This window comes from Candidatus Methylacidiphilales bacterium (genome assembly GCA_028713655.1).
Classification (GTDB): Bacteria; Verrucomicrobiota; Verrucomicrobiia; order Methylacidiphilales; family JAAUTS01; genus JAQTNW01.
In genome coordinates this window covers 56,773-75,752 of sequence record JAQTNW010000004.1, presented here as the reverse complement: position 1 = coordinate 75,752, position 18,980 = coordinate 56,773, and the positions used below count along the sequence as shown (strand labels likewise).

17 protein-coding genes and 1 tRNA gene are annotated in these 18,980 nt (G+C 54.9%); 7 read left to right on the top strand and 11 right to left on the bottom strand.

Annotated features, from left to right (window positions below):
• Positions 1-39: 39 nt before the first annotated feature.
• Positions 40-1,635 (bottom strand): L-aspartate oxidase, encoded by a 1,596-nt coding sequence (gene nadB / locus PHD76_02405; GenBank protein ID MDD5260675.1) that lies wholly within the window; start codon positions 1,633-1,635, stop codon positions 40-42.
• Positions 1,629-1,973 (bottom strand): YkgJ family cysteine cluster protein, encoded by a 345-nt coding sequence (locus tag PHD76_02400; protein MDD5260674.1) that lies wholly within the window; start codon positions 1,971-1,973, stop codon positions 1,629-1,631. Before PHD76_02400 ends, nadB begins: the two co-directional genes overlap by 7 nt.
• Positions 1,974-2,005: 32 nt before the next feature.
• Here PHD76_02400 and PHD76_02395 point away from each other — a divergent pair.
• From PHD76_02395 to PHD76_02385, 3 genes are all read left to right on the top strand, one after another.
• A tRNA-Asp gene (locus tag PHD76_02395) sits at positions 2,006-2,079 on the top strand.
• Between the two features lie 410 nt (positions 2,080-2,489).
• Positions 2,490-2,999: a hypothetical protein gene (locus tag PHD76_02390; GenBank protein MDD5260673.1), complete on the top strand. Its 510-nt coding sequence runs from the start codon at positions 2,490-2,492 to the stop codon at positions 2,997-2,999.
• Complete coding sequence (locus PHD76_02385; protein MDD5260672.1) at positions 2,999-3,256, top strand: hypothetical protein; 258 nt, start codon at positions 2,999-3,001, stop codon at positions 3,254-3,256. Before PHD76_02390 ends, PHD76_02385 begins: the two co-directional genes overlap by 1 nt.
• Before the next feature lie 17 nt (positions 3,257-3,273).
• Here the strand turns inward: PHD76_02385 and PHD76_02380 are convergent, their stop codons facing one another.
• From PHD76_02380 to PHD76_02360, 5 genes are all read right to left on the bottom strand, one after another.
• Positions 3,274-4,260, bottom strand: coding sequence for a hypothetical protein (locus PHD76_02380; protein MDD5260671.1), 987 nt, complete (start codon positions 4,258-4,260; stop codon positions 3,274-3,276).
• 143 nt (positions 4,261-4,403) lie between these two features.
• Positions 4,404-6,221, bottom strand: a complete 1,818-nt coding sequence (locus PHD76_02375) for a DUF4340 domain-containing protein (protein ID MDD5260670.1) — start codon at positions 6,219-6,221, stop codon at positions 4,404-4,406.
• A 34-nt stretch (positions 6,222-6,255) separates the two neighbouring features.
• A complete protein-coding gene (locus PHD76_02370) occupies positions 6,256-7,755 on the bottom strand; it encodes a GldG family protein (protein ID MDD5260669.1) in 1,500 nt (499 codons plus the stop codon).
• Between the two features lie 29 nt (positions 7,756-7,784).
• A complete protein-coding gene (locus PHD76_02365; GenBank protein ID MDD5260668.1) occupies positions 7,785-8,537 on the bottom strand; it encodes an ABC transporter permease subunit in 753 nt (250 codons plus the stop codon).
• A 26-nt stretch (positions 8,538-8,563) separates the two neighbouring features.
• Positions 8,564-9,493: an ATP-binding cassette domain-containing protein gene (locus tag PHD76_02360; protein MDD5260667.1), complete on the bottom strand. Its 930-nt coding sequence runs from the start codon at positions 9,491-9,493 to the stop codon at positions 8,564-8,566.
• A 211-nt stretch (positions 9,494-9,704) separates the two neighbouring features.
• On the opposite strand from PHD76_02360, the gene PHD76_02355 reads away from it, so the two are divergent.
• From PHD76_02355 to ppk1, 3 genes are read left to right on the top strand one after another with little or no spacing between them, the layout of a single operon-like run.
• Positions 9,705-10,469 carry a ParA family protein gene (locus PHD76_02355; protein ID MDD5260666.1) on the top strand — a complete coding sequence of 255 codons (765 nt, stop codon included), beginning with the start codon at positions 9,705-9,707 and terminating at the stop codon, positions 10,467-10,469.
• Positions 10,469-11,419, top strand: coding sequence for an AmmeMemoRadiSam system protein B (amrB, locus tag PHD76_02350; GenBank protein ID MDD5260665.1), 951 nt, complete (start codon positions 10,469-10,471; stop codon positions 11,417-11,419). Before PHD76_02355 ends, amrB begins: the two co-directional genes overlap by 1 nt.
• Positions 11,420-11,456: 37 nt before the next feature.
• Positions 11,457-13,610, top strand: a complete 2,154-nt coding sequence (gene ppk1, locus PHD76_02345) for a polyphosphate kinase 1 (GenBank protein ID MDD5260664.1) — start codon at positions 11,457-11,459, stop codon at positions 13,608-13,610.
• A 166-nt stretch (positions 13,611-13,776) separates the two neighbouring features.
• On the opposite strand, the gene murI is transcribed toward ppk1, so the two are convergent.
• Genes murI through panC form a run of 3 tightly spaced genes read right to left on the bottom strand, consistent with a single transcriptional unit; the run spans position 13,777 to position 16,948 of the window.
• Positions 13,777-14,589: a glutamate racemase gene (murI, locus tag PHD76_02340; protein ID MDD5260663.1), complete on the bottom strand. Its 813-nt coding sequence runs from the start codon at positions 14,587-14,589 to the stop codon at positions 13,777-13,779.
• A gap of 4 nt (positions 14,590-14,593) precedes the next feature.
• Positions 14,594-16,132 (bottom strand): N-acetylmuramoyl-L-alanine amidase, encoded by a 1,539-nt coding sequence (locus PHD76_02335; GenBank protein MDD5260662.1) that lies wholly within the window; start codon positions 16,130-16,132, stop codon positions 14,594-14,596.
• Positions 16,133-16,162: 30 nt separating this feature from the next.
• A complete protein-coding gene (panC, locus tag PHD76_02330; GenBank protein MDD5260661.1) occupies positions 16,163-16,948 on the bottom strand; it encodes a pantoate--beta-alanine ligase in 786 nt (261 codons plus the stop codon).
• Between the two features lie 21 nt (positions 16,949-16,969).
• Here panC and PHD76_02325 point away from each other — a divergent pair, with 21 nt between their 5' ends.
• A complete protein-coding gene (locus PHD76_02325) occupies positions 16,970-18,211 on the top strand; it encodes an LL-diaminopimelate aminotransferase (protein MDD5260660.1) in 1,242 nt (413 codons plus the stop codon).
• Here PHD76_02325 and PHD76_02320 read toward each other — a convergent pair.
• Positions 18,208-18,936 carry a cytidylate kinase-like family protein gene (locus tag PHD76_02320; protein MDD5260659.1) on the bottom strand — a complete coding sequence of 243 codons (729 nt, stop codon included), beginning with the start codon at positions 18,934-18,936 and terminating at the stop codon, positions 18,208-18,210. The two genes, PHD76_02325 and PHD76_02320, sit on opposite strands and share 4 nt — an antisense overlap.
• Positions 18,937-18,980: the final 44 nt, after the last annotated feature.

Below are 18,980 nucleotides of genomic sequence, written 5' to 3'. Positions count from 1 at the left end.
ACGTCTATTAAACCGGATTCTGTTATGCTCGATGCCTCGTTATTCCGGCGTTTTCTGAATAACGGTGTCCTTCGCAAGCGGCAGGAGGCCCGGATAATTCAAGGTGTAATGCAGCCCGCGGCTTTCCTTCCGTTTCAACGCCGACTGGACGATGATCCATGAAACCAAAGCGAGATTGCGCAGTTCCAACAAATCGCTCGTGACCTTGAAGTTCCAGTAATATTCATGGATCTCCCTCAGTAAAATGTTCAGGCGGTTTTCCGCCCGTTGCAGCCGTTTGTCGGTCCTCACAATGCCCACATAATCCCACATGATCTGGCGGATTTCCTTCCAGTTGTGCGAAACCACGACCATTTCGTCCGGATCATGGGCATCCCCCTCCTGCCATTCGGGCAACAGATCCGCTGTGTTCAGTCCCGGCAATTTTTCGGCGATCTCCTTCGCACTCCGATGCGCCACCACCAAGGCTTCGAGCAGGGAATTGCTGGCCAGTCGATTGGCCCCATGCAATCCGGTGCAGGCCACTTCTCCGAGGGCATACAATCCGGGCAGAGCCGTGGCCCCGGACGGACTGGTCACCACGCCTCCGCATTGATAATGGGCCGCGGGCACCACGGGAATCGGCTGTTTCGTCATGTCGATCCCAAGGCTTTCACAATAGGAAAAAATATTCGGGAAGCGTTTGCGCAAAAAGTCCCCGCTCTTGGATGTGATGTCCAGATAGACGCAGGCGGCCCCGGTCTTTTTCATTTCCGCGTCGATCGCCCGGGCCACGATATCGCGCGGCGCCAGCGAACCGCGCGGATCGTATTTGGACGCGAATTCCAGCCCATTGGCGTCCACCAATGCGGCCCCCTCGCCCCGCAGGGCTTCCGAAATCAAAAACGACCTGGAAAACGGATGAAACAGGCAGGTGGGATGAAACTGGATGAATTCCATATTCGCAACGGGGACGCCCGCGCGGTAAGCCATGGCCACCCCGTCGCCGGTCGCGATGTCCGGGTTCGTCGTATATAAATAGCACTTGCCACAGCCGCCGGTGGCCATCACAACGACTTTCGCGCTGAAAACGTCGATCCGCTTGGCGGCATTGTCCAAGGCATACACCCCGACACAGCGCGAAGGCCCGGGCAGTCCGGCCTTGTCCGATAGGATCAGATCGATGGCGACAAAGTTTTCGAAAATGGAAATGTTCGGGTGGCTTTCAACCGCATGCAACAGGCCTCTCTCCACCTCCTTCCCGGTCATGTCCTCCGAATGCAAGACGCGCCGCTTGCTGTGCCCGCCTTCTTTTCCAAGATCCAGTTCGCCGATTTTGCTGTCGGGCCGTTCCGTGAAGCGCACACCGATATCGATCAATTCCTGAATCCGCGGCGGGCCGTCGGCCACATAGGAGCGGACCACGTTTTCCCGGCAAAGACCGGCGCCGGCATCCAGCGTATCGCGCACATGCAGCTCAAAACTGTCTTCTTTCGACGTGACGCAGGCAATTCCGCCCTGGGCGTAGTTGGTGTTGGATTCCGCGCGGCTCTTTTTTGTGATCACGGCGACACGGCCGTGGTCGGCGACCTTCAACGCCAAAGTCAGCCCCGCAATCCCGCTGCCCAGAATCAGGCAATCATAATGCCTCAGCATGCGCCCTCCTTTTCAAGCGGAATGGCCTCGCAATGATCGCGCCAGCCGGGGTAATTCCATTTGTTCGGAAAATCCGAGCATTGCTGCGGTTTTGCGGCGTTGACAAGGCAGGTGTTGAGGCCTTCCAGAAATATGCATTCGCCATTTTCACGGGTTTTTAGGATGAGGCAAGTACGCTGCGGATGCAACCCGGTGTGCAGGCGGGTGAATTCAGGCACGCTCAACAGCAAAAAGGCGGCCAGGCGCTCGACATCCTCCGGGATCAATTTGACATGGCCGGGCCAGCGGCAACAATTGCCGCAACGCTGGCATTGATAAAACACTTGCGCCGCACTCATTTGACGTTTATAAAATCTGGCTCTCTTATCGAGGAGTCGTAGCTCAATTGGTCAGAGCACCGCCCTGTCACGGCGGGGGTTGCGGGTTCGAGCCCCGTCGACTCCGCACTGTTTTTACAGGGTAAATTGCGAATTCTCGCCCAATTTTTCATTTTTGCTTACATACAGCATGGTTACACTTCTCGCAAATCATGGCCTGCATGGGCTCCAGAATGGCCAGCCCGGCTGCCAAGTCAATCTTGACGGATAAGGGGGCATTCTGGGTGCCACTTATCCCGGCATCGGAACCCTTGACCGGGGGCGGCAACTGGCTTACTTTTTAAAAACAGGATGCGCGGAATTTGTTCTGCCATCCGATAGCACGAAAAGCCACCATGCCAAAAACACGCACAGTCCGTAGGGAATATCCCAAGGAAACCATCGGCTCCAAGCTTGCCGCTGAAGCCCGCAGTAAATGCAACGGCCTGACCGACTCAAAAAGGGCTGAGCTGTTTAACAAGGGTATGGCTCTGATTTATGGCGGAAGCAGTAAGCAAGCGGCTCGCACTGGACGCTAATCTTCCGCTCGATCTTGCGGAGGGATTCCCCGTTGCACACGATTTCAGGGAAGTTTGCGTTGAGCGCAACTATTCGCTCTGGCTTCCGCCTACAGCCGTTCAAGAGCTGACTTTTATTGCAGAAGCTGGAAGTGATCCCAAAAAGAAACTGCTTGCGATTAAGGCTCTTTCAAACCTGCTTGCGTGGAAAATCCAGCCGTTCGATCTGGAGCCGGTTCAACATGGCTACGCTGAAAGATTCTCCCGCCTTTTGCGTGACCGCTGCTTGCTCCCGGAAACAGAAGTCAATGACGGCATGATTCTGGCTGAAACCTCACTAAAAGGATTGCCCATGCTTGTCACCTCAGACGCGCACATTCTGGACATTGAGCCCGTGCAACTGTCTGTTGCGTTTGCCGATAAAGGGCTTGTCCCGGTGACTCCCATGCACCCCAAGCCAATTCTGAAAACTTTGCAGGGGAAAAGATAATGTCATTTTTGGGGCTTACTCCTCTATATGTGAAATTTGACGGCTCCCGCAAGTTTGCCAAAACGCAGGAGGTTAATTGCGACAAGTCCGGCGTAATCACCGTTGACTTGGATCTCGACGGCGGTGTCATTGGCATAGAAGCCATCGGGATCGGAGAAGTCACCCTCAACACCTTGCTGCAAAGAGCCCATGTTCAGGCCCCGGATGTTGATTTATCAAAAGCACGGTTCGGCGCTCTTGAAGAAGCGCTTGCTTAAACCTGAGGCATCCCGGCTTAAGTCCCCGTCGGGAAGAGGCGCAACAGCCCGAGCGGGTCGGCCTGTTCATCCTGGAGTTCTCCGTCGTAATAAACGCGGATCAAGTACCCGTAATAAAAGCTCTTTTCCGCCCCGCCCTTCGGCATGGGAAAATAACGGGCCCGCAGGATCTCCGTATCTCCGGAGCTCCAGTCCGGCGGATTGCTTAAAAATCTGGCTTCGATTTTCGCCGGCACCAGCTTGTTGTCCCCCACCCGGTTGTAGAAAAAAAGTTGTATTTTGAGTTTGCCCGGATCTACTTTCAAAGTTTTGTTGCTGCGCTTGAGATAAAAGTCCTTCTGGATTTCCACAGGTGTTTCCGGCAGGGGATCCGGATAGGTTTTGACATTGTCCAAAATGATCATCCGTTTGAGATTCAAAACCAGTTTTTCACGCAAACGGGCCTCTTCCTCCAGGCGGGTCTTTTCCTCGATGAGCGAAGCCCGCTCCCGGGCAAGTTGTATGGTCTTTCCCGCGCTGTCCCCCAACTTGATGATGGCCGTCCAATAGGCAAGCGCGCGGCTGCTGTTGCCTCTTGCTTCCTCCAACATCGCAAAATTGGCCAGGGTCTGCGGATGATTGCCATCGAGTTCCATTGCCTGCTTCAAGGCCGCATCCGCCAGCGCAAAATCCCCATTCCGGCGAAATCTCTGGGCCTCATCGTTCAGGCGCTGGATTTCCCGCTCAATTTTTTCGTCACGTCCCGCCACGCTCAATCTTCCGCTGTCAGGCTTTGGAAGATTCGGCACGGATTCCAGCACCGGCGCGGCGAGGCTCAAAGTCGGCGTCGATTGGCCCAGCTCCGGCGCGTTGGTTTCGATCCGGACGGACTGCCTGAACCAAAAGACAAGCCCGAGCGCGACAAGCTCAAAAAGCAGGAACAGGGCAACAACGTACACCGCAACCGAATAGGTTGTGGGACGCAGGCGATGCTTGCTTGAGGCTGTGGGTTCCGGTGAAGCCATTTGAATATCTTTAGACAAGCCGCCATGAAATGCCAGCCCTAGCCTGCATATTTCATATACATTTTGATGATCGGCCCTTTGGCGTTGTGGCGCAATGGCAGAAAGCGGCACGCTGGGTTCTATGCAGCCTGCTGTGGAAAGGATTATTTTTTAGGGCTGGTCGAGGGCGGCGGCGGCACGGACAAATCCGGGCTGGCCGCGTTTTGGGCCGGAAACAGGCTGAGCGCCAGATAATCCGATCTATCGATCAAAAAAGAATATTTGGAACCTGCAAATCTGGCCGTGTATTGATTGATTCTGGCATCACCCGCCAATTCCAGCGTCTTTTGTTGTTTGCCGGCAGTAATGGAAAGCACGGCGGCCGGCTGCGCAAATTCATTGCCCGAAACAAGTTTCCAGCCCTGCGTTTTAAGACCGGCCAGCAGGCGGATCTGGCCCTTAAGAAACAGCGGGTCGATTTTCCCGCCCTGCGCTTCAGCGGGCCAGTCTTTGCCGGGCTCGCGGGATACCGCAAATGAATCCGCGCCCCGCTTCCAATTCAGTGCTGTAATCTCAGGCTCCTTTGCAATGATCAGCATTTTAGCCAGCCACGACGGGATCTGATCCGGAACCCCCACCCACACAGCCGATGGAATCGTGACCAAATCATCGCGGAACTGGCTCTCGACTGCGGATTCACCGCTTTTATCCGCTGAAAAAACGAGCGTGAACGATTGAACCCCGTCCTTGTTGTCGTCGTTTTTCAATTCAATTGTCAATTTCCCCGCAGGTTTCAGCAAGTCCAGCTTCTTGCGGTTCTCATCACTGGCGGGCAAAAAATTGGCGGCGCGCGCATTTTGAACCCGGGCCAGAAGATCATTCACAACTGCGCTGTCGATATCCAGGCCGCCCTCCTGCGGCAATATCCATGAAACCCCTGGAGCTTCACCGCGCGCGATTTCAATGGAAAACTTGCCCTTCTCAAATTTGATCCCCTGCACTTGCCCGGGGTGGATCCGCTTTACAATCCGGCAATCGCGCGTTTTCTCCAACAGTGCGGAAATTAAATCCACTGTCGGCTTTTCAACTGCAAAGACCGCGGGCCGGGAAATGAGCTGCCCGTAATACTGGACTGCGCCGTTGGCCTCTGTTTTCCCAATCCGAAGACTCTGGGTATCCTGGCCCAGCTTGACATCGAAAACCAGATACGGAGAATTAAGCCCGTAGTTCGCATAATCGGCGGGGTTGTCCGTCAGAAATTTGACCGCCTGAATCCCCAGCAAATTGCCCAGGAAACTGTTGACCTGATCGATGTCAGCCGGTGTCGAAAGCGGCTTCAACAGCTTCCAGACCGAGGAGTCCTTCTCCAAATCGACTTCCTTTGTGTCCTGATGCAGCACCATTCCCGTGACACCCGAGGAAACAAAATCGAAAACCTTCGGGCTGCGCCATTGATCCAGTGTTTTTTGAAGCAGGGTCTCCAGACTTTGTTCCAGAATGATGTACTCCTGCGCCTTCCCGTGCACAATCTTTCCATAGACCGCGCCTTTGCGGACCGTTTCACGTCCGATCATGAGTTGATAGGTATCCTGCGCCGTGCGCACTTTGATCTGTATCCGTGGCTGCTTCAGGCCGAATTGCTCCAGGGCCTTGTCCAAATCCCCCATCTGTTTTGGGTCAAGAGTTGCCCGGCGCTCCTGGAATTCCAGTTCTGACGCAAGGGAACCAATCAGACCTCCATTGGCGGGATATTTGACGGGCGATTCGATCTGCCACTCGCTCCCGGGAGTTTTCGCGAATACAAAGGAACCTTCGGAAGTGGTCAGCTCGATATTCCGGATTTGATCGGCCTCAAGAACCATGAGCTTGCGTATCCGGCTTTCCCGTTCGATCGTGCCCGGCATTTTGTTGTCATAAAACTGGATGAAAGCCAGTATGGAAATGGTGATGACGGCAAGAATGAGGGTTGTGCGCGTTTTCATTTAAATAATCCGCCGTAAAACGGCCCAAAAAAGTTTAATTACGGCGCTGGAACCAAAGCCCCACCGCAAGCAAGCCCGCAAAAACCGGGAAAAGCAGAAGGATCCCCGCCAAAGTCCATATATCCCTTGGACTGATATTCACGGTAAATTCCTGCGGCGCCTTGGGTGCTATCCCCAGCGGTTTGCCACCTTCAAGCATCCAATTCATGATATTGATGAAAAAATCCACCTGCGGCTGTCCGATCAACTGGTTCATGAGCAGGGAACCGCTTCCGATGGCGACAATCTTGTCCCCTTTCAACTGCACCTGTCCGCCGGAAACGCTGGCCGTGTCCACTGCCACGGCGACAGGCAGCGGCCCCGCCAGATCCCTGCCCGGATTGTATTCCGCAGCCCCCGCCTTGTAATCCATCTCGCCCCAAAACGCCTCGGGAGTTTGCACCAGCATGGTAAGAGTCGAATTTTTCGACTTGTCGGCAGGCTGTACCGACAAAGACCGGGCGGGGCCCATGCTCAGGTTGCCTCCGGATTTTCGCATCCAGTCAATGGCCGGATGGGCGGCAAACTTCGTGCCGATGGCCTGCGGCAGCACCTTGACCTGCCCCGGCAGCATGATTTTGGCCATCACCATGTCATTCTGGAACTGTACCCCGTAGTCCTTCAATAAATTCTCCAATCCCGTGTCAGTGTCCGGATCCAGCATGAGGATGAGCCTTGCGCCCTTGCCTCCGCCCTGTTGCTGCAGGTATTTGTCCAGCAAATCCACTTCCAACGGGTTGTATTTGCTGCGCGGACCGGCAACCACCAGGAGATCCGCATCGTTCGGAATCTGCCCGGTCTCCACAAGATTCAACTTTTCAACATCCGCATTCTGGCGCTCGATGTAGGCGCGCAATGTGGAATAGCCCTCCTTGCTGCGCAGGTCCGATTTGATGTCGTACTCCCCATGTCCGCTGAGAAAATAAACCCTGGATTTTTTGCCCTGTACGAGCGCCTGGATGGCGGATGTAATTTGCTGCTCGCCTTTGAAGGCCTCAACTTTTGGAGGCGCCCCTCCCATCATCGCCTGGGAACTGTCAATCGTTGCCAGGTCCCGGTAGCTCAACGCCTTCCACTGTCCGTTGTACTCCACAATCACGACATTGTCGTCCTCGGTCAGTTTGTACTTCAGCTCCATGCTGCGGGCGTTTTCAACATCCACAAACGGATCGACTTTCTCAACCCTGACCTTGTTGTGGCCGTTGTAGCGGTATTCCGTGATCAAGGCATCCACATCGTTGTATAGCAGATAGGCGGCCAGATCCGTTTGCGACTGCGGGCTTGCGAAATTGACCAGCTTCACCTCGCCCGGCAATTGCTTGAGCAGATTGAGGGTCATTCCGCTCAGCTTGTTGTAATTCGAGATGGCGATGTTCTTGCGGTAAAAATGTTTGTAGCTCAGGCCGTTGGCCGCGACAAAAAGGACCAGGATCAGGAACAGGCTGATCGCCAGGTTCAGTTTCCATTGCAGTTTGCTTTGAGGTTTCGCCGTCATAAAAATGGGTGCCTAATTTTTCGGGAGCGTCAGGACTTCAGTTTGCGATAGGACAAAATCATGTAGGTCAGAAATAGGAAAAGCATCGTTCCGCTGAGGTAAAGGACGACCGGCCGGCTGTCAAAGGTGCCGGTGCCAAAAACCTGCATGTGCTTGATCGCGGAAACAAGCCCCACCTGCTCCTCATACTCGCGCCCAAACTTCGTAAAGGCCATGAAGCCGGAGAAAAAAATCAAGGCAATGACGGCAAAGGAGGTAAATGCCGCCACAATTTGATTGCGCGCCAGCGAGGAGGCAAAAAGGCCGATCGAAATGTAAAACCATCCCAGCAGGAATGTCATTCCGTAGCTCAAGATCAGCGCGCCCCAATCCACATAAGTCTGGTATTGGGTCAGCCATTGGTAGATAAAAACGTAGGACAGGGTCGGGAGCCAAAGCAAAACCCAGAAAATGGCCACACCGAAAAATTTGGCAAGCACCACATCCCATTCTGTCACAGGCGCGGTCATGAGCAGTTCAAAAGTCCCCGAACGGTATTCCTCGGAAAAAAGCCGCATGGTCAGGATGGGAATGAGCAGGATGACCACAAACCAATAATAAAAGAACATGAAGAAGATCTGCATCACCGTGATGCCCAAAACGCCTTCCGCCATCTTCATGGTGCAAAACAAAAAGGAGAAACCGATGACAAAATAAAAAATCATGTAAATGACATACGCCAGCGGCAAACTCAGCACGGCTCCGAGTTCACGCTTCAACAGGGTCCAAAAAGCTCCGGTCATAAAATTATATCTATCGGGTTTAAAAATCAGTCCTGTGTCAGTTCCACAAAAACATCTTCCAGGGTCGCCTTGCCCCGGCGGAATTCGCGCAGAGGGAGATTTTCTTTTTTGATCAACTGGTCCACGGCTTCCCGCGCGTCCTGCCCGGGACGGGCGCTGCACTCAAACGAGACCCACCCGTCCTTCGATCCCGTTTCCTGCACCGATGAAATTTCCGGAATCTCACGGGCTTTCTTCGCAAAATCCTCCGGCTTTGCGGTTTTTACCTCCACAAAAAGCGCGCCGCCATGCACAAGCTTCGAGAGGTTGGCCAGGGTGTCGGACGCCTCAATCTTTCCCTTGTTGATGATGATCGCGCGATCACAAACCATTTCCACCTCCGGAAGAATATGGGTGGAAAGCAATATCGTGTGTTGTTTTCCCAGTTCCTTGATCAATTCGCGTACCGTGCGGATCTGGTTGGGATCCAGGCCGGACGTCGGTTCATCCAAAATCAACAGTTCCGGGTCATGCACCAGCGCATCCGCCAAACCCACGCGTTGGCGGTACCCTTTGGATAAATTGCCGATCAACTTCCGGGCCGCATCCTGTATCCCGCATCGATCCATCACATTCCCCACCCTCGTCTTGACGTTGCGGCCACGGATCCCCTTCAACTCGGCGCGGTACTCCAAAAAATCAGCCACACGCATGTCCGGGTACAAGGGAACATTTTCAGGCATATAACCGACCTTGCGGCGCACTTCCAGGGAATCATTGAGCAGGTCATGGCCTGAAATCTTGACCTCGCCCGAACTGGCGGGCAAATAGCCGGTCAAAATACGCATGGTGGTGCTTTTACCGGCGCCGTTCGGCCCCAGAAAGCCGACAATCTCGCCCTTGTTCACATGAAAGCTGATGCCTCGTACAGCTTTAAGTCCCGCATAATTTTTGTGAAGATCAACAACGTTAATCATAGCAATGAAAGCCTTTAAAATTATTGCACGTGTTGACGTTGTCAAGACTTGGAATCAGCCAGGCAGACTTTTCCACAATCAAACCACCCATTAAATAGATCAACCCCAGCTCCCCAAAAAGGTTTCAAAAAAAGCCATAACCTTGAATTATCACCGGGGCCCGAATTCCTCTCTCGACTTTTCGGGATGCTTCCTTTTCTCTCTCTCCTGCATGAAGATCATTGCGATCGCCAACCAAAAGGGCGGCGTTGGGAAAACAACAACCGCAGTCAACCTGTCCGCCGCCCTGGCTGAAGCAGGCCACCCGACCCTTTTGCTCGATCTCGACCCCCAGGCCAACGCCACCAGCGGGGTGGGCTTTGCACAGGTACCCGGCGGCAGCATTTACCCCGCACTGATCGGCTCATGCGCCGTCCACCAGCAAATCCGCCCGACCGCTTACCCGGGGCTTTCCATCATTCCATCCGAAATCGACCTCGCAGGCTGCGAGGTGGAAATCGCACGTCTGGAAAATCCCCTCCATAAACTCCGTGAGGTACTAGAACCCCTGCGCAAGGATCAAAGTTTCCGCTACCTCATCATGGATTGTCCGCCGTCACTCGGGATTCTCATGACCAGCGCCCTTGCCGCAGCCGACGGGCTTTTGGTTCCCGTCCAATGCGAGTTTTTCGCGCTGGAAGGCATCAGCAAAATTCTGGACCTGATGAAGCGAATGCAGACACAGGGCATCAATCCGGGGCTGCAGTTGGTGGGCGTCCTTCTGACGATGTACGATGCGCGGACGCGGCTGAGCCAGCAGGTCATGACCGAGCTGCAGAGCCACCTGTCCGAGAAAGTCTTTCAAGCCATCATCCCGCGTTCCGTCCGGGTCGGCGAGTCGCCCAGTTTTGGCCAGCCTGTGTTGCAATATGATCCGGGCGGCATCGGAGCCCACAGCTACCGCCAACTGGCCGTTGAATTCACTGAAAGATTTTAGTGAAATCCCAGACCATCCAGAGCGCGTTTGCCGGCCTCTCCTACCCCGCTGTCCCCAAAAAACTCCTTAAACAATTTCACGAGCTGCTAACAGTCCACGCCGGCGCCAAAACGCGTTCAAACGGAAAGAGCCCGGAAACACTTATTGTACCGCATATCGACTTCAGGGTAAACCTGGATTTGTACGCCAAAGCTTATGCGCGGCTTTTGCGCCTCAAAAAATTTCCGGACACCTTTTACATCCTCGGCGTCGGCCATAACTGCCCGCATGAATTCAGCGCCTGCCGCTGCGACTACCTGACGCCACTCGGCAGCGTATTGTCAGATGACGGCATATTGGAAAGCATCCAGGATCATTGCGGTTTTAAAATCAGCCGCGCTCCCGTGTCATTCCGCCGGGAACATTCCATCGAATATGTGGTCATCTGGCTGCAGGCCATCCGGGACTTGTTCTTCCCGGAGCAAAATTTCCAGATCGTGCCGATTTTAATGGGCGGGCTTATGGACAGCATGCAAAGCGGGAGCCTTCCGGAAAAGGGGCATGAAATCACACGCTTCGGAGAGGCTGTGGCACGGGCCATTGCGGAACAAGCCTCCGGGAAAAGCGCCCTTATTGCCAGCATCGACGGATGCCACGTCGGCCCCCGTTTTGGACATCCCTTCGCAGCCCTCTCCCCTGTCCAACACGCCGTGGAAAAATGGGAGGATGAACTTTGGCGGCTCTGCCGAAGCGACTGCCTGGACCAGTTCGTCCTCCATCTAGCAGCCCTGCAAAACTGCTTTTATTTTGATGGAACAGGGGTGCTCGCCCTGCTGCTGCGGAACTTTCAAATGAAAGCGGTCAGAATGTCTCAACACCTTTGGTATGAAGGGCGGGATCAATCCTTTGTGAGCTTCAGCGCGGGCTATTTTGAGCCTTTGCGCACAAAGCGGGAAAATTCCAAAAATTAATCTTAATATAGCCCGCGAATTTGCTATGCTTGGCTGTGTGCCGCACAAACTTGGAATCTACGCTCCGGAACATTTTCTAAACCGCGAACTCAACTGGCTTGAGTTCAACCAGCGTGTTCTGGAGGAATCCCAGGACCCGGGCAACCCGCTATTGGAACGGGTCAAGTTTCTTTGCATTGCCAGTTCCAACCTGGACGAATTCTTTGAAATCCGCGTCGCCGGAATCAAGCAACAAATTGAAAACAAAAGCAGCGATGCAGGACCGGATGGGCTTAACGCAGTCGATGCCTTTTCCTCCATTCACCAGCGCGTCAGCCGGATGGTCCGGGACCAGTATCTTCTCTGGAAGGAAGAACTGCTGCCCGATCTCGCCAAAAATGACATCCATTTTCACAACCTCCAGGAACTGACAGCATCTGAAAAGAAATGGATCGAGGAATATTTCATCAGTGAAATCTACCCCGTCCTGACCCCCTTGGCGATTGATCCCAGCCACCCCTTTCCGCAACTCCTCAACAAAAGCCTTAATATTATCGTCATGCTCGAAAAGCCGGATATGGAGGGCGAAACACGCCATGCCATCGTACAGGTACCGCGCGTGCTCAACCGTCTCATCAGCCTGCCTCCCCGTTCCGAGAAGAGCCGCGACTTCATTTTTCTAAGCGCGGTGATCGAGGGATTCGCGCAAAGCCTGTTTCCCGGGGTCAACGTGCTGGGGGCTTACGCGTTCCGCGTGACACGCAACAGCGACCTCTACATCGACGAGGAAGAAGCCCAAAACCTGCTGCGTAGCATTGAGGAGGAACTCCGCAAGCGCAACCGGGGCAACGCGGTCCGCCTTGAGCTGGAAAAGAAATGCCCTCCCGTCGTCCAATCTTTTCTCCTGCAAAAATTCAAGCTCCAGCAGGAAGACCTCTATTTGGTCGATGAGCCTCTCAACTTGCTACGCCTTATGCCGTTGACCGAGAGCGAGGGCCTAGCCGGGCTCAAATACAAGCCCTTCACTCCAGCCATTGCCCCTCTGTTGCAATCGGAAACGGATATTTTCGAGATTATACGCCATCAGGACGTGCTGCTGCATCATCCCTACCACAATTTTTCATCGATTGTGGAATTTCTTGAAACAGCGGCCGCGGACCCAACGGTCCTTGCGATCAAAATGACGCTTTACCGCACCAGCGGCGACTCCCCTATCGTCAAAGCCCTCATCCGCGCCGCAAACAACGGCAAACAAGTCACCGTCATGGTGGAACTCAAGGCGCGCTTCGACGAGGCAAACAACATCGCCTGGGCGCGGCGCATGGAGGACGCCGGCTGCCATGTCGTCTATGGGCTTGTCGGCCTGAAAACCCATTGCAAGCTGCTCTTTATCGTGCGGCGTGATGCCGATAAAATCAGGCATTACGTCCACCTCGGCACCGGCAATTATCATTCACGCACAGCCAGGCTCTACTCGGACCTCGGCCTGCTGACGACCCAGGAGGAAATCACCAACGACGTCGCCACGCTGTTCAACGCCCTCACAGGAATGTCAGACTACCGCGGGTCCAAAAAACTCATCGTTGCGCCTTTCAACATGAAGGAAAGATTCCGCGAACTGATCGAAAGGGAAATCGCCCATGCCCGCGCGGGCAGGCCAGGCCGGATTTTCGCCAAGATCAATTCCCTCGCCGAACCGGAAATCATCACCCTGCTCTACGATGCCTCCACGGCCGGCGTCAAAATAGAGCTTCTGGTGCGCGGCATCTGCTGCCTGCGCCCCGGCCTGCCCGGAGTGAGCGAAAACATCGAGGTGCGCAGCATTGTGGACCAATACCTCGAACACAGCCGGATTTTCTACTTTGAAAACGACGGCCAGTACGAAATTTATCTGGGCAGCGCGGACTGGATGTCACGCAACCTGCGGCGCCGGGTTGAAGTGGTTTTCCCGGTTGAAGACCCCAAACTCAAACAACATCTTGTCGATAATGTCATCCACAGCTACTGGAAGGACAACCAGAAGTCCCGCCGTATCCTGCCTGATGGCAGCCATGTACGCATCGCCGTCGGCAAGGGACAGCACCATTTTCGAGCCCAGGAATTTTTCATGCGCGCCGCAGAAAAAGAAAAGGCCGTGGTGGAGCCCCTTGTCTTGAACAAACCGGTGGAATTCATTCCGATTGAGCACCCGCCCGACGAGGAAGATATTTGATTGAAACCAATAACTTGGAACTCTCATGCAAGCTGCCTCCATCCCCCTGAAAAGGGGGATGATAGGGGGTTTGTGTTTGCCTGCGAAAAACACAAGGTTACATGGGAATACAAGTGCAATTGATGGGACGCGGTATTCGCGTCCATCCATTTTTAACGCGTCCGCGCTAAAAATGCGTTCCATCCACTGAGATCACCTCGACATGCTCGAGCTTTTGCTTGAGAAAGCGTTCTGCCAGGCGCGTAAACTGCGCCGGTTGGTCTGTCAGATAAACCTCCATCCCGGCCCCGCCCGGTTGCGCACTCAAACTGCCAGACTGCTCCAGCTCGCGCCTCACATAATCCGCGCAGGTACGCGCTGAATCCACCAGTTCAACCGAGGGGCCAAGCATATCCAGCAGCGTGGGCTTGAGCAGAGGGTAATGGGTGCAGGCCAATACCAGCGTGTCCACCCCCGCCCTGCGGAATTTCCAAAGATATTCCTCCAGAATCGAGCGGGTTGCGGCATGATCCAGCCAATCCTCCTCGATCAACGGGACCAGCAGCGGGGTTGCTTCTGCCACCAGTTGGATGTCAGGCCTTTTGGCCTTGAGGGCGTCCTGATAGGCGGAGCTGCGGATCGTGCCCGATGTCCCCATGATGCCCACACGGTTGTTTTTTGTGGCTTTGAGCGCTGCCTCCACACCCGCCTCAATCACCCCGAAAACCGGCGTTTTCAATTCAACGCGCAGGGTTTCGAGGGCATAGGCCGATGCGGTGTTGCAGGCGACCACAACAGCCTTAACGTCCCGCGAAAGAAGAAACCGCGAGTTTTCCCGCGAGTACCGGATGATGGTTTCGCTCGATTTGTTGCCATACGGCACCCGGGCCGTGTCACCCAGATAAATCAGGGACTCGCCCGGCATCACCTCGCGCAAAGCCCGCGCCACTGTCAGGCCGCCGAGACCGGAATCAAAAATTCCCAAGGGTCTGTCATCCATAAAATTAGTTTGATTTGGTTGTTGTAGCCGCAGGCTCGGGTTTCGGATCCGCAGGTTTGGACTCCGACCCGCCTTCGGGCTGGTTATCCACGGGCCTTTTCCATTCTTTAAACGAAGGCACCACAACGGGCTTTTTCACATCGGAATTTTCCGGAGCTGTCTTCGGAGATTCCACCGGCTTGCTCAAGTCGGGGGTTACTGGCGTTGTTTTCGGCGGTTCCGCAGGCTTTGCTTGCTCGGAGGTCACCGGGGTGATCACCGGTTCCTGGGCTGGAGAGAGCGTAGTCCCGGGCGCTGGAACTGCAGGTTTCTCATTCTGCGCCTTGGTGGCGGGCGTCGAGGCTTCCGGAGCAGGCGCCGGATTCTCGGACGGCTTTTCTTCAGGAAGCACGGGCGTAATCGCCGACGGTTGCAACGGACCTTCCGGGACTGGCGCGAGAACAGGAGGTGTTGGCGAAACCTGCTGCGGAACAGCCGTAGGCTGCAAAGGCTTGGGCGCCGGTTTGGCCGGGGGCTTTGTAACGGTCTGCTGGATTACCAGCGGAGCGCGGCCGACCGGGCTGTTCATCAAAGCCATGTAGTTTTTGATCCCGAGAGCTACCGCCTCCGCGAGTTGCTGCCGGTATGCGGGCGTGGCGATCATCCGGGCGTCGCTCGGATTGCTCAGGAAACCTCCCTCAACCAGGACGGCCGGAATTTTGGTTTCCCGCAAAACAACAAACCGCGCGCGCTTCATGCCCCGGTCCCCATCCTGCGGGAACAGCTTGAGGGCCTGCTGATAAACGAAGTCCGAAAGCAGGATGTTCAACTGGTCCTTGTCATTGCCAAGCTGGCGCTCGCGGTCGGACCTTCTCTGATACGAGCCATCCGAGGTTGATGACGCATACTGTGGAGTTAGGCTATAAATTTCAATTCCGTGCGCCGAGGGCGTGCTGCAGTTGTAGTGCAGGCTGACAAAAATATAGTCAGGATTGCGGTTTGCAATGTCAGCCCTCTCTTCCAGCAGATGATACAAGTCCGAATTTCGGGTGAGCCGGACCGGGATCCCCTGCCCGGTCAGTATTTCCTTCAACCGCATCGCGGTATCCAGGGTCATGTTCTTTTCCAGGTTGCCACTGCGGCTCTTGGCGCCCTCATCCGTGCCGCCATGCCCGGGATCGATAATGACCCCCTTGACCGGATGGCGCGGCGCCACCTCGGCGCGCCTCAGCAACGGGTCGAAGAGTTTGATCACATCGAGCCGGGAGACATAACAAGTGCCGTCGTCTTTTTTGATAAAAGGATAACTCAACCAGACTTTGCGCCCGTTGAAGCCAGCCTCGCGATTGCCCGAACGAAGCGTCAGCGTGCCATAAATTCCCTTGATGGTGAAAGGCTTGTCATCCGGAACCGGCGCCTGCGTAAATTCATAAAACTGGCAAAATGAATTAAACGTGACACAGGGAAGGCCATCCACCTTTGCTTCTTTCCAGTCGTCCGCCCGGGCACGGAACACAGGCTGGATCAAAACTGCCAGCAAAATTAAAATACGGAACTGACTCATTTGGAAATATTCCGGCGCCGCCTGCTCGCTTTATTTCACCTTAAGGGGAACATTGTCAATCAACCGCGTGGAGCCCACCTGCACAGCAGCGCACAATCTGCCCGCCTCAGCCTCCACATATTGAAGCTTCATTCCCGGCGCCCTTGACAAAAGCTTGCGGGCGCGCGCCACTGCGCTCCCCATGCCAGCCTTCGCGGCCCTATTCAGAATCTGGGACAGGTTCAAAGCTGTTTCATACTCGCGGGCGCTCAAATAGGCGTTCCGCGAGCTCATCGCAAGCCCCCTGCTGTCGCGCAAAATCGGCGCCCGGACCATCTGGACCGGAAAATACAAGTCTCTCGCCATACGTTCCAATACATCACATTGCTGGGCATCCTTTTGCCCAAAAACCGCCACGTCAGGCTGGACGATGTTCAGGAGTTTGGCAACCACGGTCGTGACCCCGTCGAAATGGCCCGGCCTGAACCGTCCGCAACGCCCTTGGGAGAGGCGGCTCTCTGAAACCTGCGTGGAATCGTCCGGCATATAGAGATTCCGTGGGGCAAACAGGATATCCACCCCCGCTGCCGCCGCCAGGCGCGCGTCCTTGCGGAAAGGCCGTGGATATCTGGAAAAATCCTCTTTCGGCCCGAACTGGGTTGGGTTGACGTAGATGCTCATCACCACCATATCCGATTTTTTACGGGCCAGGCGCACCAAACTCAGGTGCCCGGCATGCAGGGCCCCCATGGTGGGCACAAAGGAGATTTTTCGACCCAGCCGCTTGAATTGCAAAGCTTGTCGTTGCATTTGCCGTGAGCTCGTAATAATTTTCATGGTTTAATGGAGGAAGCATAGATGTCAGACAGCTACATTCAAAACTTATTCGCCGACCGTATCGGAGGGAACCGCTACGGCCTGGACACAGCCATTTATAAATTTGAGAAAATCAAGCGGGCCAAAAGGGCGGCTCTGCAGGAACGCCCAAATGTTGAGCTGTTTGACCTTGGCGTCGGCGAACCCGACGAAATGGCCTTTCCCGAGGTGGTGGCCGCCCTGGCCTCTGAAGCGCGCAAGCCCGAGAACCGGGGATACTCCGACAACGGCGGGGCGCGGCTCAAGGAAGCTGCGGCGCGCTATTTGAAGAATGTCTGCGGCGTGTCCATCGACCCCGAAACCCAGGTTTTGCATTCCATCGGCTCCAAGGCCGCTCTCAGCATCCTGCCTGCGGCCCTGATCAATCCCGGCGACATCGTACTGATGACCACTCCCGGTTACCCGGTTTTTGGCACGCATGCCAGGTATTACGGCGGCATTGTTCACAACCTGAAACTCACTGTTGAAAACAATTTTTTGCCTGACTTGGATTCCATCCCTGAGGACATCCTGAAAAAAGCCAAGGTACTTGTCATTAATTATCCTAACAATCCAACAGGCGCCAGCGCCAGCCCGGCCTTTTTCGAAAAAGCGGTTTTGTTTGCCAAAAGGAACAGCATCGTGGTCATCCATGACGCCGCCTACACCGCGCTTGTTTTTGAAGGCAAACCCCTGAGTTTCCTGGCCACGCCGGGCGCCATCGACGTCGGCATTGAACTGCATTCCACCAGCAAATCGTTCAACATGACCGGCTGGCGCTGCGGGTTCGTCTCGGGCAATGAGTTGCTCGTGAAAGCGTATGGCGACGTCAAGGACAACACCGATTCCGGCCAGTTCCTGGCCATTCAGAACGCGGCCGCGTATTGCTTCGAACATCCCGAGATCACGGAAAAAATCGCCGCCAAATATTCACGCCGCATGGATCTGCTGGTGCAGGCGCTGAACCGCCTCGGATTCAAGGCCGCCAAGCCAAAGGGCTCCTTTTTCCTTTATGTGAAAAGCCCAAAACGCGTGGCAAGCGGATGCAAGTCCGCCGAATTCGCCAGCGCCGAGGACTTTTCACAATGGCTGATCCGCGAGCATTCCATCTCCACTGTACCCTGGGACGACGCCGGAACGTATGTGCGATTCAGCGTCACCTTCCAGGCTGCCAGTGTGGAAGAGGAACGGCGCGTGATAAACGCCCTCGTGGAACGGCTCTCGCCATTTGCGTTTGAGTTTTAACCGGCGCGGCCTTGCCCGGCCTCCAGGGCGGCCACCGCGGTGGCGATCAATCCCGCCGCAGCCTCGAAGCCTATCGTGGCGGTATTGATAACGAGATCGTATTGCAATGGATCTTCAATATTTCGGCTGAAATAACGTTTCACATAACGCGCCCGCGCCCGGTCCGCCTGATTGATATAAGCCAGCCCTTCCGACGTGCTCAAACTGTAAAATTGTTTGATGTGCTTTAACCGGAAATCCAGCGGGGCGACCAGGCGCACATGAATCATGTTATTCAATCCATGCGTGATGATATTGGCTCCCCTGCCCACGAGAACCGCATGGCCTTTGTTCGCAAGCTTGATGATCGTCTTGCTCGTCTGCTCGACCATGGTGGCTGTGGACGGATGCAATCCCAACATTTCCTCCACCGTGCTTTCCAGCTCGGAACGCACATCTTCCGGATAAAATTTTTCAATGGATCGCGGCAGATCGTGGTCTTCGAGGATCTGATGCACCAGATTGCGATCGAAGAGGGTCCAGGCCGGTTCGGTCCTTTTGCGGTGCTCTTCAAGGTAATCAACCAATAATCGGGCCACCACGAGCCCCCCCGCGCCCGCCTGGCGTGAAAAAGCCACCGAAGGATAAAACGACGTGTTTTTGAGAACTTTGACGGAACCTTGGGATTCAATATAGGCCCGGCATTTGCCCATCAAATCTACGGGATCGGATTGGGTCTGGAGCACAATATAAGGCTATCAGAGCGCCGCTCCTTCGCAATATTAGAATA